The sequence below is a fragment of the Streptomyces sp. NPDC048392 genome, assembly GCF_043200575.1.
Lineage (GTDB): Bacteria > Actinomycetota > Actinomycetes > Streptomycetales > Streptomycetaceae > Streptomyces.
Window position 1 is genome coordinate 1 of the sequence record NZ_JBICYB010000073.1, and the last position, 13,683, is coordinate 13,683.

General features: G+C 65.6%; 15 protein-coding genes and 1 pseudogene. 15 read left to right on the forward strand and 1 reads right to left on the reverse strand.

The features are described from left to right. Positions 1–141 precede the first annotated feature (141 nt). From ACGFYH_RS36590 to ACGFYH_RS36615, 6 genes and pseudogenes are all read left to right on the forward strand, one after another. Positions 142–234: pseudogene (locus ACGFYH_RS36590) on the forward strand (hypothetical protein); the annotation flags it as partial. Then, the gene (locus ACGFYH_RS36595) at positions 220–579 is read left to right on the forward strand and encodes a tetratricopeptide repeat protein (protein ID WP_393807501.1); all 360 of its coding nucleotides are present in this window, start codon (positions 220–222) and stop codon (positions 577–579) included. The pseudogene ACGFYH_RS36590 and the gene ACGFYH_RS36595, both read left to right, overlap by 15 nt. Further along, positions 576–1,328: a 7-carboxy-7-deazaguanine synthase QueE gene (locus ACGFYH_RS36600; RefSeq protein WP_393807488.1), complete on the forward strand. Its 753-nt coding sequence runs from the start codon at positions 576–578 to the stop codon at positions 1,326–1,328. Before ACGFYH_RS36595 ends, ACGFYH_RS36600 begins: the two co-directional genes overlap by 4 nt. Positions 1,329–1,496: 168 nt before the next feature. Further along, positions 1,497–2,027, forward strand: a complete 531-nt coding sequence (locus ACGFYH_RS36605) for a 2'-5' RNA ligase family protein (protein ID WP_393807489.1) — start codon at positions 1,497–1,499, stop codon at positions 2,025–2,027. A gap of 64 nt (positions 2,028–2,091) precedes the next feature. Then, entirely contained in the window at positions 2,092–2,670 is a 579-nt protein-coding gene (locus ACGFYH_RS36610) for a hypothetical protein (RefSeq protein ID WP_393807490.1), read from the forward strand. A 62-nt stretch (positions 2,671–2,732) separates the two neighbouring features. Further along, positions 2,733–3,125 carry a hypothetical protein gene (locus ACGFYH_RS36615; protein ID WP_393807491.1) on the forward strand — a complete coding sequence of 131 codons (393 nt, stop codon included), beginning with the start codon at positions 2,733–2,735 and terminating at the stop codon, positions 3,123–3,125. 27 nt (positions 3,126–3,152) lie between these two features. On the opposite strand, the gene ACGFYH_RS36620 is transcribed toward ACGFYH_RS36615, so the two are convergent. Then, the gene (locus ACGFYH_RS36620) at positions 3,153–4,832 is read right to left on the reverse strand and encodes a hypothetical protein (protein WP_393807492.1); all 1,680 of its coding nucleotides are present in this window, start codon (positions 4,830–4,832) and stop codon (positions 3,153–3,155) included. Between the two features lie 360 nt (positions 4,833–5,192). On the opposite strand from ACGFYH_RS36620, the gene ACGFYH_RS36625 reads away from it, so the two are divergent. The 9 genes from ACGFYH_RS36625 to ACGFYH_RS36665 all read left to right on the forward strand — a co-directional run bounded on the left by ACGFYH_RS36625 (position 5,193) and on the right by ACGFYH_RS36665 (position 13,573). Next, positions 5,193–7,928 (forward strand): Helicase associated domain protein, encoded by a 2,736-nt coding sequence (locus ACGFYH_RS36625; RefSeq protein WP_393807493.1) that lies wholly within the window; start codon positions 5,193–5,195, stop codon positions 7,926–7,928. Positions 7,929–8,176: 248 nt separating this feature from the next. Next, positions 8,177–8,866: a hypothetical protein gene (locus tag ACGFYH_RS36630; RefSeq protein ID WP_393807494.1), complete on the forward strand. Its 690-nt coding sequence runs from the start codon at positions 8,177–8,179 to the stop codon at positions 8,864–8,866. A 354-nt stretch (positions 8,867–9,220) separates the two neighbouring features. Next, on the forward strand, positions 9,221–9,994 hold the full coding sequence (locus ACGFYH_RS36635) for a glycosyltransferase family 2 protein (protein WP_393807495.1): 774 nt from the start codon (positions 9,221–9,223) through the stop codon (positions 9,992–9,994). A 324-nt stretch (positions 9,995–10,318) separates the two neighbouring features. Continuing rightward, on the forward strand, positions 10,319–10,588 hold the full coding sequence (locus tag ACGFYH_RS36640; RefSeq protein WP_393807502.1) for a hypothetical protein: 270 nt from the start codon (positions 10,319–10,321) through the stop codon (positions 10,586–10,588). Beyond that, positions 10,581–11,276 carry a DUF6879 family protein gene (locus ACGFYH_RS36645; protein WP_393807496.1) on the forward strand — a complete coding sequence of 232 codons (696 nt, stop codon included), beginning with the start codon at positions 10,581–10,583 and terminating at the stop codon, positions 11,274–11,276. The genes ACGFYH_RS36640 and ACGFYH_RS36645 overlap by 8 nt, the downstream gene beginning before the upstream one ends. Continuing rightward, positions 11,273–12,013 (forward strand): DUF6082 family protein, encoded by a 741-nt coding sequence (locus tag ACGFYH_RS36650; protein ID WP_393807497.1) that lies wholly within the window; start codon positions 11,273–11,275, stop codon positions 12,011–12,013. Before ACGFYH_RS36645 ends, ACGFYH_RS36650 begins: the two co-directional genes overlap by 4 nt. 259 nt (positions 12,014–12,272) lie before the next feature. Then, entirely contained in the window at positions 12,273–12,701 is a 429-nt protein-coding gene (locus tag ACGFYH_RS36655) for a hypothetical protein (protein WP_393807498.1), read from the forward strand. 88 nt (positions 12,702–12,789) lie between these two features. Beyond that, the gene (locus ACGFYH_RS36660) at positions 12,790–13,158 is read left to right on the forward strand and encodes a hypothetical protein (protein WP_393807499.1); all 369 of its coding nucleotides are present in this window, start codon (positions 12,790–12,792) and stop codon (positions 13,156–13,158) included. Continuing rightward, a complete protein-coding gene (locus ACGFYH_RS36665; protein WP_393807500.1) occupies positions 13,151–13,573 on the forward strand; it encodes a DUF6093 family protein in 423 nt (140 codons plus the stop codon). The genes ACGFYH_RS36660 and ACGFYH_RS36665 overlap by 8 nt, the downstream gene beginning before the upstream one ends. Positions 13,574–13,683: the final 110 nt, after the last annotated feature.

Below are 13,683 nucleotides of genomic sequence, written 5' to 3' on the forward strand. Positions count from 1 at the left end.
GAGGTCCTTGCGAAGGTCCGCCTCGTCCAGACCAACATGAAGAAGCTCGTCAGGAACAACTCAAAGTGACATAAACGGAATCACGAGACACTAGGCACCGCGAAGGGCTCCGGGCAGCATGAGCCGGTACTCAAGGCCCGCCTCACCCTGGCCTGGGCCTGGTCACGGCAGGAGCGCCTCGCCGAGGCGACCGCTCTGGCCGCGGATGTGCACGCAGACATGCAGCGCACGCTCGGCCCTGATCATCGGATCACGCTGTCGGCCGGGAACTTGCTCGCCAACTGTCTGCTGCGCTCCGGCGATCTGGAAGGTGCGGAAGAGTGCGCCGCGGACGTGTTCCGCGGGCGCATAGTTCGGCTGGGCGGCCGCCATCCGCACACCATCGCGATCTGCTGCGACCTCGCCCGCATCCTGGCCACCTCGGGCAAACAGCACGAGGCAGTGCTCTTGGCGAGGAAGGTGCTGCCCGTGGCGATGGATGCCCTCGGCGACGAGCACCGTTTCACTCTTGAACTCCGCGAGGTTTGTGGCGTCACCGACGAGAGCACTCCTGTCCGGCCCGAGGGGCGGGACTCATGACCAGTCGCAGTTTTCCAATTTTCCCGCTCGGCAAAGAGACCCATAAGACGACACTGCCCGTCAACGAGGTGTTTTGGGACGGCGTGGTGCAAGGGGAAGGCCCGTACGCAGGCCGGGCGTGCGGCTTCATCCGTCTCGGCCTCTGCAATCTGAAGTGCCCACCGTGCGATACCCACCAGACCTGGGACACCAGTCGACACGACCTGGCTAAGACTTGCCCGGAAACGCCCATCGAGGAGGCCGTGGGCCTGCTGCCCGACAACCTGCGGATGGTCGTCATCTCCGGTGGCGAGCCTCTGATATGGCAGAGGACTCCGGCGTTCACCACCATGCTGAAGCTCTTGAGCTTGCGGAAGATCGAGATTCACGTAGAGACAAACGGCACCCTTTCTCCCGCTCCGGACAATGACCTGTTCATCAAGCACTACAGCGTCTCTCCGAAACTCGCAGCGATGGGCGGCGCTGACCCTGTCACCAAACGCATCAAGCCCGCGGTAATCGCCACGTTCACCAAACATGCCGCAGCAGGGCGGGCCATATTCAAGTTCGTCGTGGAGAACGCGGGTCACATCGATGAGGTAGCCCGTTTCGCGCAGCGCCACAATATCGACCCCTCTTGGGTGTGGGTGATGCCCGAAGCCAGCGATACAGAAACGCTGTTGGCACGGCAACCGGAGGTCACTGCAGCAGGAGCCCGTCTCGGTTTCAACAGCTCGACCCGCATGCACATGATCGCCCAGTGCCGCTAGCCGTCGGCTATCCCCTGACAAAAGAGAAGGAGAATCGTGAAGAAGTGGGCTCCCTCGTTCCAGTCCCGTCAGTGGCAAAGCGGAATGCCGGTCAGGCACGTATACGCACTTCCAGAGAGCAGCGTTGACCATCAACTGCTGGCGTTGGCCGAACTATGTCGTGGGGCGATGGCCCCGTACCCGATCGACCCGCAGAGTGACGACCTGCTGCACATCACGATCGCGATGGACACCTCGGTGCCGGCGGACCAGATAGGCCAGGAAGAGACTGACGCCTTCGTGTCTACCCTCCGGCAGCACCTGGCCGACGCGCCGACGTTCCGCGTTATGTGCGGCCCGCCTATCGCCAACAGGGCTGGCGCCGTCCTCGACGTCTTCCCCAACGACGAGTTGGACGACCTCCAGGCCCTGGTGAACAAGTCGCTGCTGGATGCCCGCGGCCCGTCCGCAGTCTTGTACGAACCGGGCCGTCCGCACGCGTCCCTCGGGTACTCCTATGACGCCGCGGACAGCGATCCATTGCAGAGCGCCCTGCGGGCCATCACACCCCGGCACGCCGCGTGGACGGTCTCACGGGTGCACGTCCTCGATGTCGTCTGGCACCTCCACCAGCACGACGGCGGAGGGGAAATGTGGCGAATGTCGTGGACCAGCGTGGCGGACATCCCACTCCAGACCCCTACCGCCACCATCCGCTGATCCCCTGATCCTTGCTGCTCGGAGCACCAGCACAGTTGTGAACAGACACCGCGAAGGAGACGAAGTGGAACGAGTTGAGATTGTCCCCGGTCTGATCGTGGACGAGGAGATGTACGAGCGCGCCGTGCAAGGTCTCGCCGAGCACGCGCCGGATCAGAAGCTCACCTGGGAGGCATTTACCAACGAGGCCAGTTGGCTCCTGGTCCCGGACCCGGACGGGGCCGGGTACAAGGCAGAGCTCGTGATGAGCCGCGAAGCAGAGCGCACCATAAAGATCAACCTTTGGATGTCCCCGGATCTGCGCGCCGGTGAAACCCCGGCTCCGCACAACCACCCCTGGCAGTTCGACGCTTTTGTCCTCATGGGCGGCTACACCGAGCAGCGGTACAAGCTGGTGGACGGTCAAGTCCACACGGAGACGCAGACCCATGAAGCCGGCGGGCGTAACCATCTGCCCCTGGATGAGTACCACGAGGTCACCAAGATCCACGAACCCGCGCGAACCCTGACGCTGATGGTCTGTGGCGAAGGACGGAAGGGCGACTGGGGGTACTTGGACCCGGCCACGGGCAAGGTCGAGGCGAACCAGCCCGATCCGACGTTCAAGGCGCGGCTGGTGGCACTGAATCCGCGGATGCGCTGACCCTGCGAACTCGCTTGTGGTTCCCCTTTTCCCCCTCCTGGAGGGAAAGGGGAACCACGGTCATGTCAGTCAATTCCGGGCGGAGTGTGGCGCGGAGCCTGAATATCCGGGAGGCTGCAGCGATGACTCCCACGAGCTTGTCCGGCATCGCCGGTGCCGTTTCCAGCACGGTCAAGCATGCGGTGTGGACCGTGTTGGCACCGCACTCTTCTACTCGACGGCAGGCTCAACCATCACGAGACGTCAAGTCGCACCAACAGATTGCATGCCCCCATCACAACGGTGTGGAATCTCTTTGCCCGCTCAAGGTCACCGTTCCCATCGGGCCAGTCACCGAGACCACGCTGCGGGCCCACCTGCCCGAGGGATGGGTCTGGAAACGCATGTCGGTCGATTTCACGCTCGTCGTCTTCTGCCCGCAGCACAGGGATCAGGCCCGCTTGTTCGACCGATAACCGGGCCGGCAAGCGTCACCCGCAGAGTTATGGGTTGTTCACCAACCAGAGCTGCGTCTCCGCCAGCAGTCCCGGCTCAGGCGGCCACGAGAGTGCAGGTTTGCGGCCTGTCATCCCGCCCGTATCCACCATGACAGTTTCGGAAGAGCATGTGGCTTCGAGCAGCCCGGTGAAGAAGCCGAACCACTCCGCGTACTGGGTGTACAGCGTGTCGTCGGCCGGACGGGGTTTCTCGCCGTTCTTCAGCGCGGCCTGGTCGTAGTAGAGCTGCGTGGCCTTGACCGCCTCGGTCAAAGTGGTGTCGGCGAGAAACAGCGTGTGCTTGGCCAGGTCGCGGAATCCGTTGCCGTGCTTCCCCTCATTGGATACGAGGATGAGCTCACCCATGGGCGTGCGTTCGTCGTGGTCGATATAGGCGAGACAGAGAAGGGCACCGTCGCTGCTGGGCATGATCAGACCCAGTCCTGGGACTGGCATGCGCCCCCCGAGGCCGAACGGAGCGCGATCGGCGGGGAGTTGCGGTTCCAAGTCGTCAGCGGGCAGGAGAGCTTGACGGCCGCCGCTGAGCCAGGCACCCACCGCTGCGATACGCGGGGCGTCCCACATGGCTTGCTCTAGAGACGCCTCGTACGCATGCATGAGTAGTGCAGTGAGCCGGAAGCTCGGCATCCAGCACCATGTCGGCCATTCGCCGTGCTCCCTTACACGCAGCTCCTCCAGATGCTGGAAGATCCCCGGATACACCTGGTCGACCTCTGTCTCCAGGCGATGCCAGTGCTCAGCCGCCGTACGGTACAGGTGGGCGATCTTGCGGAGCTCTGGCTGCAGTTCTCCATCCTGTGCCGACGCGAAGACGCCGTGCGAGGCCGCTCGTGGCGTGGGGGCTACGGAGTCGAAGCCACCAGTCACTGCACCGCCGTGTTCGGCTCGCAGTTGGGCGGAGCGTTCCTCGGCGGTCGCGGTGATTGATTCCAGCACCGTGGCGACAGTGGCGGCGGTGGCAACCCGGACGCCGCGTCGCTTCGCCTTCTGTGCGGCCAGTGCGCGCCCGAGGGCTGGCTCAGGCCGCTGCTCGACCACCTTCACCGCCTCGGTGGACAGGGCGTACCAAGTAGCTACGACTGTGCGCAACAGAATCTGGGAGTACCGATACCCGAACGGTACGTTGCTCTCCCACAAACGGCTGTCCATGATCGGAGGTAGTGGCAAGTGCAGGTCAAAGTCCGGATAGATCGGAAGTTGGCGGTCCGGGTTCGACAATTCGATCGGCGGAATGGACCACCAGGCAAGGTGCACGCCGGGGGCGAAGCCGTCCATGGGCGGGCCCCAGGTGACGACCGACATTGGCCAGCCGTTGGCCACCTCGCCCATAGGGGCCTCGGAGACAAGCAGTCCGGCTGGCGCGGGCAACAGGTCCTCGGTGAACGGCAGTTGCATCTGGCGATCCTGCCCAGCCGCTTTGACTGCGTCCACGACCGTCGCGTCGACGGCGAAGGTGGTTCCGCCGGCGATCCGGCGGTCCTCGGACTTGAGGAGTTGCTGTGCCTGCTGCTGCCTGGGCAGGGCACCCCACTGGGCTGGCATCGTGAACGCCTGGCCTTCGGAGAGCAGCATGGACCACAGCTCGACGGCCAATGGGGAGCGGACGAAATCAATCGACTTGGTCCGCAGTGCGGCGGCGTGGTCAGCCAGTGGGTGCACGGTCATGGTCGGACCCTAGCCCCGCCCCCAACCTGGAGCGCAAGCAGGTGAGACGTGGCCTTCTGGCCGCAGATCCAGTCCAGCGACCTGGCACGTGCCCGCTGGCCCCCTCTCTCATCTGTCTTGGGTCATAGTTGCTCGGCCTCAGTCCCCTTCGCCTGGAGGGACGGAGAACGACACGGATTGTCAGTATCCGTCAGGGCCGCCGTTGTGCACAGGCAGACAGGGGACCACGCGCTCTCGGAATCACGCTGGTTTCCGCGAGCGGGGATCGTGTGGATCGTGACGAGGGCGCGGCCGTAGGCTCTTGTACGGACATGCACTGCGTAGTGGTTTCGGGTCGAATCGCACGAGCGGGGGTTGCGCGTGACGGGCAGGTTGTGGCCGCATCAGGTCGAGGCCGTGGAAGCAGTGGCGTCGGCGATCGGCCGGGGCGGGCGGACGAGTCTGACCGCGGCCTGCGGTACCGGCAAGACCCGGATCGGTGGCGCGGTGGCGAGTCGCCTTCCTTCGGGGAGCCGCGTGCTCGTCGTGGTGCCGACGATCGAGCTGCTAGTCCAGACGCTGGAGGCGTATCGGGCCGTACACGGCCGTGATCTGGGCGGGGCGGTTGCCGTGTGCAGCGATCCGAGCATCGCCGATCTGCAGCTACTGGAGGGCGAGCCGGACGTGGTGGTGACCACGACCGCCGAGGTACTGGCCTCCTCGGTTGCCGGCCGAAGCCGGATCACGGTGCTGTCCACCTACGCCTCGCTGCCGGTCGTCGCGGCTGCGCACAAGCTGCACGAGATGGCCGCGTGGGACCTGGCGGTGGTGGACGAAGCTCACCGCACCACGGGCAAGGCCTCTGGCCCCTGGAAGATCATCCACCATGACGGGCAGATCCCCGCAGAGCGCCGCCTGTATATGACTGCGACCCCCAGGGTGGCGACCACCAGCGGTGATGCGGTGGTGTCGATGGACGACCAGGAAATCTACGGCGACACCTGCTTCCGACTGCCGTTCTCGCGGGCCATCAACATGGGGCTGCTGGCGGACTACCGGGTGATCGTTCCCGTGGTCACCGATGAAGAGGTCCACAAACTCGCCGCAGACGAGAGCCTCGCCTTGCGCCTGGGCGGCACGTCGCTGCAACCGACGACGATGGCCGGGCAGATCGCGGTCTTGCGGACCATGTCCGAGTACGGGGTGCGCCGGGCGATCAGCTATCACCATCGTGTGGCTGATGCCCGCACCTGGGCCTCGACGCTGCCCGCAACCGCGTCGCTCATGCCCGAACCGATGGAGGTGTGGGCGGGGCACGTCTCCGGGGCGCAGCCACCGCACCTGCGCCGTCGGGTCCTTGACCGGCTGGCTGAGGCTGGCGACGAGCTCGCCGTGGTCAGCAACGCCCGCGTCCTCAACGAAGGTGTCGACGTCCCGGCGGTCGACTCGGTCGTGTTTTCCCGGCCGAGGCGCTCGGCCATCGACACCATTCAGGCCGTGGGGCGGGCGCTGCGCACCGGGGGCCGCAATGACAAGGTCGCCACCATCGTCGTGCCCCTCCTACTGGCTGCTGGGGAGAGCCCGGAGGCCGCGTTGGAGGGCAGTGAGTGGGAGCCGGTCTGGCAGGTGCTTCGGGCGCTGCGTGACCACGACGACCGACTGGATGACGAACTGCGACTGCGCCGCCGGGAGGTCGGCGAGGGCCGTCCGTTCGAGGTTGTCACCCGCGAACACAAGCTGCCGGCCTGGCTGACCGTGGCCGGTATCGAGGTCCCCGACGCCTTCGCCCGTTCCATTCTGATCCAGGCCGTCCGTGCCACCACCCCGACCTGGGAGGAGTACTTCGGAGCGGCCCGCGCCTATCGGGCCGTCCATGGGGATGTTGATATCCCGTTGACGTGGGTGACCGCAGACGGATTGCGGCTGGGCGACTGGTGGCGCCGCCAGCGCGTCGGCTACAACTCCGGCGACCTGTCTGAGGAGCGGGCCGAACTCCTCGAAGAGCTCGGCATGGTCTGGGCGCAGCTGGAGGAGTCCTGGCTGACCACCTATGAGGAGGTCAAGGAGCGCGCCGCGGAACAGGGGCACTTCGTCTTCGATGAGACCGTCAAGACCTCCCGCGGCGTGGTGCTGGTCAACTGGTGCACTGCGCAGCGCAGTCGGCGTCGCCAGGGCAAGGTGCCGGAGCAGCGGATCGAGCTGCTGGATGCCATTGGGTTTCCGTGGGATGCCGCACAGGACCGCTGGATGCGCCGCTATGACGAGCTCAAACAGCTCTTCGAGAGGCGCGGCACGGTGCTCCGCCTGCGCGCCGACTCGTCCGAATCACGGTGGCTCGACGGCCAGCGCGCCCAGTTCCGCAATGACCGGCTCGCCCCCTGGCAGCTGCGGCTGCTCGCCGAGATCGGCATCGACTTCCGCGACCGGCGCGACGTGCTGTGGCACAACACCTACGAAGAGCTCGCCGCGTTCCACGCCGAAGAGGGGCACTGGGTCACACCGGCGGACCTCGTCAGTATCGACGGCGTCAACGTGAACCTGTGGGTCCGTACCCAACGCACCGGCCGACGCAAGGGAACCCTCGACCCCGACAAGGCCGCCCTCCTCGACAAGATCGGCTTCCCCTGGAATCCCGACCAGGAACGCTGGGATGCCCGCTGTGTCGAACTCGCGAAATTCCAGGCCACGCACGGCCATATCCGCTTGCCCTCAGGGCCATTGGCATCCTGGCTCTACCAGCAGCGCAAGAAGAAGCGCACCGGCAAACTCGACACGGCCGCCGAACAGCGCCTTGCCGCGATCGACCCGCTATGGGCCGACGAGCGAGCCTCGCTGTGCAGCGCACGCACCCGCGGGTACTTCCGTCTCACCGATACCTCATGGGAGCGGGTCAAGGAAGTGCTGCCCGAACGCGGCGGTGCAGCATGGACTTCCAGTGATCACCGCGCGGTCATCGAGGCCATCGTGTGGAAACTGGGCACCGGAGCCGCGTGGGACGACCTTGGCCTCGGTTCCGTCTCACACATCACGGTGGCCGGCTGGTACGCCGAGTGGAACAAGAACGGCCTGTGGCAGGAGATCACGCGCCGTGTCAAGGTCCACGGCCGCCACAGCTGACGGGCAGCCAGCCCCGTGCCGTCCAGAGCCCCAGCCGTACTCGGGGTTAGCGCACCGCGAGGTGCCGTTGCCAGGGAATGTCCGCCGCACCCTGATGCTCACCGGAGGCGGACGATGGCTACGGGTTCGCACCGTAGACCGCACCATCTGCATGAGGTAGGCGCCAAGCGCAGAGAGGGGAGCGTCAGGTGGTTGCGTTGTTTCCGGGGGCCATGGTGCCCGCCGCGCGAGTCGATACGCATCCAGTCATGGGAGCGGACGGCGTTCTGCAGATCTACCTCACCCGGTACATCGCCGACATGCCGGATGACATAGCCCCGGAGCCGGAGACCCTGGACCTGCATTTGATGGCGATCGACCCGCCGGTGTGGGCCGAGCACCGGGAGAAGATGCACCCGCGGTACGGGGTTGAGCGGGACGCCGTCCACGGACGTTCGCCCGAGTCCGAGGAGAACGACGTGGGCCGAGCGAACGTCATCGTCACCGCGGCCAAGGACCAGCCGCCGCTACTAGTGCTCGACGAGACGATGCACCGGTTCCCCCATGCGTCGGCGATCGGAGTGATCACGAGGCGGCTGGAGGGAAGGGCTAGTTGTCTGGTGGGGCTGCGGACACGGTTCTCTCACTACATGGCCCCCGGGGCGACCAAGCCCTGTGACTCCAAGGGGTATGTCGTCACCATGACGGCGGCCAGCACGAAGGCCGGCCCATTGTTGCTGTATCCGTCGGCACTGCTGGGATGGGCGCGCTGGTGGACGCAAAATGCCACCGTCTTGTCCGACCGGGAGAGGTACATGGAGGAGCTGCCTCCACCTCCGCTGTGTCTGGACATCACCGAGGCGTGGCGAACCTTCCGTATCGATCTGTCCGAACCTGAGCTCACCCGGTGGCCAGCCCCGCCGCCTCCGCCCATGCTCTATGGCGCGCCCGACCATTAGCGTCCGGACGGGATTGGAGCGGTCAACCGGATTCCTAGGCACTCCAGACGGACGACGTGCCGTGGCCCCAGCTAGACAACGCGGACCTCGTACGGGACCCGAGTGCTTGGTGTCGATACGCGACAACGGGCACAAGGGGTTATAGGCAACTCTGTCCGCTACCGAGACGCCGGTAGAGAGGATCAAGTACTCGGCGTACGAGCAGGTTGAACGCGATGGTCATGCCTGTGCCCACGTCGTAGCCGACGACGCGATGGCCCACCTCGGCGGCGCATACGGCGAGCGCCAGTCCCCCGTAGCCTTGACCGGCGACGACAACATCCATGACGACTCCAACCTGGGTAGGGAGCGGCTGTGTCCCTGGTTTCTGTGGTGATGCCGGTACACAACTCGGCAGCCACGCTCGGGCCCGCAGTTCGGTCGGTCCTGGCGCAGACCCACACCGATCTCGAACTGCTGATCACCGACGACGCGTCCTCGGACGACTCGATGGATCTGCTGCGGGCCTTCGCCCGCCGAGATGAACGTGTCCTGGTGAAGGCGGCGCCCGAGCAGGGCGGCGCAGGCCGTGCCCGCAACCTCGCCATGGAGCGGGCCAGGGGGAGCTACGTGGCCTTTCTCGATTCCGATGACCTGTGGCTGCCCGCGAAGCTGGAGCGGCAGCTCAACTTCGCGAAGGCGGCCGATGCTCCGCTGACGTACACGTCCTACTACAAGATGGACGCCGACTACGCCGGTGAGGCGGCCGGCTTCGTGCCCAATGGGCGGGTGGTGCAGGCGCGGGCGCGTGTGGACTACTCCGCGATGTTGCGCCGGGACTACATCGGCGCTCTGACGGCCATGTACGACCGCACGGTGCTCGGCACACGGCTCATGCCGGAGATGCCGAAGCGTCAGGACTACGCGCTGTGGTTGAGCATCTTGCGGGATGGCTTCGACGCCCGGGGACTGGCCGAGCCGCTGGCGGTGTACCGGGCTCACCGGGCAGGGTCGCTGTCGTCCAACAAGTTCTCGCTCATCCCTTACAACTGGGCGTTGTATCGCGAACACGAGCGCCTGTCGGTCCCTGGATCGACGCGGGCGCTGGCCGGAGCCGTGTGGCAGTCGCTGCGCAACTCGCGGATCTAGCACCCGTTCACGAGCTCGGGGCGGTCGGCGGGTCCGTTCGGTGCGATGCCCGACCGGGCCCCGCCCCGTGGCCGTGCGGCGTGCTCGGCGGCTGGACCCGAAGAGCGGGACTCGGTGGGCTGCCGGGGTGCTTGTCGACCTTGGCCTCGGTGTCCTTACAGAGTTGGCTGGACTTCGCGGGTGGCAGAGCGTGACATCTGTGGTGATGTTGGTCGTCCGAGTGGGGGGTGGTGTGAGAGCCCATTGCAGGTGAGTGGGCCGGTTGTTAGCCTCACTTCGATCTTCACTTGCTGTAGGCGTGTCGCTACGAATCGGGGGTTGGTTGTGGGGCGACCGTGGGAAGCGGATCTGAGCGCCGGATTTGCTCGTCGGCTGGGTAAGTCGCCGGCGGAGTTGGGGCTCACGAGTTCCACCGAGACGTGCCCGGACATATGGGAGCTGACCAATGGTGACGTGGCGGTGATCGGCCGGGATGCCTCGCCGGAGCTCGTGGAGCGCCTCCCTGAAGGGGCGTCGATCGGCCCTGATGAGCGACTGGTGATCATTCCGCGGAGCCTGATCGTTGCAGCCAAGCCGGACATTCCCGATGCGTGACTCGGACGACGCAGACCGAGTCCCCGAGGCCGAGGTCGACTCCGTCGGTATTCATAGCCTGGTGGGCCTGCCTACTGCTGAACGCGGCCCGCTTCTTCCGGTCGCGGAGTACCTGGCGGCATTCCGGGAGGACTACGCCCAGGACCGCGTGACGATGGTGGACAAGGTGGAGTGCGGGCAGCATTTTAGGGAGCCTGGATTCTCCTCGTGGGATGCCTTCGACCGCGGGGCATGGGCGGATTCTCTCGACTTGTTGGCGCAGGAACGGCCGAAGATGTCCGAGCAGTTCACGGCTGCTGAGCGGCGCGGCCTCCACCTCCGCCGCGTCCGGTATGTCGAGATTCCTCCTTCGGACTACGTGGTGTGGGAGATGGCCGTGCTGCGGCAGCGTGTTGATCTCGGGGAGCAGATTCGTGTCGTGGTCGGCCAGGGCCGACCCGGCATTCAAGCACCCCCCCCCCGCTGGTTTTCCGAACTTGTCATTCTCGGGACGTACTCGCTCTTTGAGTTGAAGTACAAGGCAGACGGTGCTCTGGCTGGCGCATATCGGCACACGGATCCACTCCTGATCGAGGCGTGCAGGACCGACTTTGAGACCCTCTATTCCTCCGGGGAGGATCTTGCCGCCTTCCACACTCGGCAGACGGAGCCGGTGCTGCGGGCCCGCTGTGCGGGAGATGTGAGGTGACCGGCGACCCGCGCCCGCCCGCGGTGAACCAGCGCCCGGGCGTGAAGCGGCCCTGGTACCGGTCCCGGGCTGCGCTTTTGGCCCTGTCAGTTCTTGCGATCGTCGGTGCTCTGAGCCTTGTGGTCTTGTCACCGTTCGCTCTGCGGGCCTTCGACCCCGGAAAGGACAAGGAGTGGCAGGACATCAGCGAGATCGCCCAGGCGTACGGGGCGGTGTCCGCGCTGTTGTCCGCACTGGCGGTGGTTGGCGTGGCGGTGTCCTTGGTGCTTCAGGCCCGTGAAGCGAAAGCGACACGGCTGCAGGGCTCGAGGACCATGCACATCGACTTGACCAAGATGGCCATGGACAATCCCGAGTACCTGGACTGCTGGGGTGGCCCCGATTCGACGCGTACGGTGCTGCTGCGCCGTCAGCACATGTACGTGAATCTCGCGGTCTCGCACTGGTCGATGGAGTACGAGGTCGGGGACCTCTCCGACGAGTGGGTGGCCGCTGCCGCCGATGAAATCTTCGCCGGCGAGATCGGTCGCTCCTTTTGGACCCGCGCCCGTGCAAGTCGTATAGCAACGGCCAAGACCCGCCGTTCGCGACGCCTGCACCAGATCATGGACGCACGCTACGAGCACGCGCTCCTCACCCCGCCGCGTACGGCTCCGGCTCTGCCCGACCTATATGTTCCTAATGTGGCTCCGCCGCGCGTGGGTGATCCGGAAAGCTCTGCCCGAACGGACACCTGACAGACACAGGCCCGGTCTGGAGAAGCCAGCATGCTCTGCCCCCGCCTCACAGGGGGCGGGGGCAGAGCATGGTCCAAGCAGCAGCCAGCTTGCATTGAATAGGACGTGCTTCACGCTACGGCAGGCAAGGAGACGCTCTGGGGCGCGGAGCTTCCCCCGGTCACCGTGTGGGCGGCTGGCTGAAGCGTGTCGTGATCCGATAGCCCGACATGCTCGTTTCCGCTGCATAGGCAGCAATCGGACTCTAGAGTTTCCTGTCATGGACGAGGCAATCAGCGCGATCGAAGACACCATCGCCACACTGCGCAAGAAGTTGAACAAGGGGCGCTGGAAGCCAAGTTCGAGGGAGCTCAGCTGCGCCAGCGGGATGCTCAACGCTGACCCGATGTACTCGGATTCCGATGCCATCGTGCGCGGCCTGGTCTTCGCGAACGTCTTCGAGGGTCCTGGGGTTCGCCTCAGTCGGAGGAAGCACGGTCGCTTCTTCGCGATGCTGATGGATGCGTCGATTCTGCTGGAGGACGCCTCCATCGTCCTCACGGACGAGGGCTGTCAGCACCTGGTCCAGGAGTTGCGCACCCTCATGGAGGAGGTTCGTGAAAAGGACGAGCCGCGCCTCCTCAGCCTGTTTCGGCCGCGGGACGCGGATTCGAGTCCCGGCCCGCTCGGTGAGGCGCAGGTAGCGTAGGCCCGCCCACGTTCGTGCCACTGTGACCCGCACAGGCCTCCCGCATCTCCGGAGAGTGGCTGCGCTTCGCGCACCTAGGGTCGGCTTCATGAGCACGTGCCTAGAGCCCCGCCGCGTTCGGATTGCTGCCCGCCCCGAGGAGTCCGCGGTCATCGAGATCGACGGTCACGATGTCGCCTCGGCTGTAGAGGCGTACCGGATCACGCAGACCGTCGACGAGGACCCCGAGGTCACCCTGTACGTACAACAGGGCTGGAAGGGTGTGGAGTTCAACGGCCTGGCCGAGGTAGTCGTGGAGCCGGCGGATGTTCGGCATGTGGTGATCGGCTTCCTTGATGCGGTGGACTGGCAGAAGCTCGACGAGGCCGTTCTCGACCGAGACGATCTGGACGGGCGTCCAGGGGAGCTGACCCGCGGGACGCTGGCGCAGCTGAGGGAATGGGCTGCGGGTGCTTGATCAGTCCGGGCTCGTCCGCTTCGCGGAGCGCCATCTAATGCCGGACAAGGTGCAGGTCAGCCGGGGCAGCGGCGAGGACATCCTCAACCCAGGAACGGGTGACCTTGTGCCGGCCCCACCGGTGGTCGTGTACGAGGACAAGGCCGGTCTGTACGCGCACCAGGAGCGGATCCGCAGCAAGGGGTCAGGGCAGGACGGCGCGTACGTCCAGGAGGTGCGCGCCGGGTACCGACTGCTGCTGCCTCTTGAGGCTCCGGAGGTGTGGGAGAACGACACCGTGCTGGTCGTTGAGGCCCGTGACGAGCAAGCCGTCGGCCGTACGTACCGGGTGTCGGCCTTGGGTGAAGTGTCGTCGTTCCCCGTGCTGCGCACGGTGTGGTTGGAGGAGCACAACCGGAAGCCTGTGGCGCGGTGAGCGGCGGCACGTTTCAGAAGCCGTATCTCAACCGATCTTGGAACGTGCAAGTCGAACGGAGTTCCTGGTCGGGTGATCTTGCGGTCGTACGCGCATGAAGGCAGGGCCTC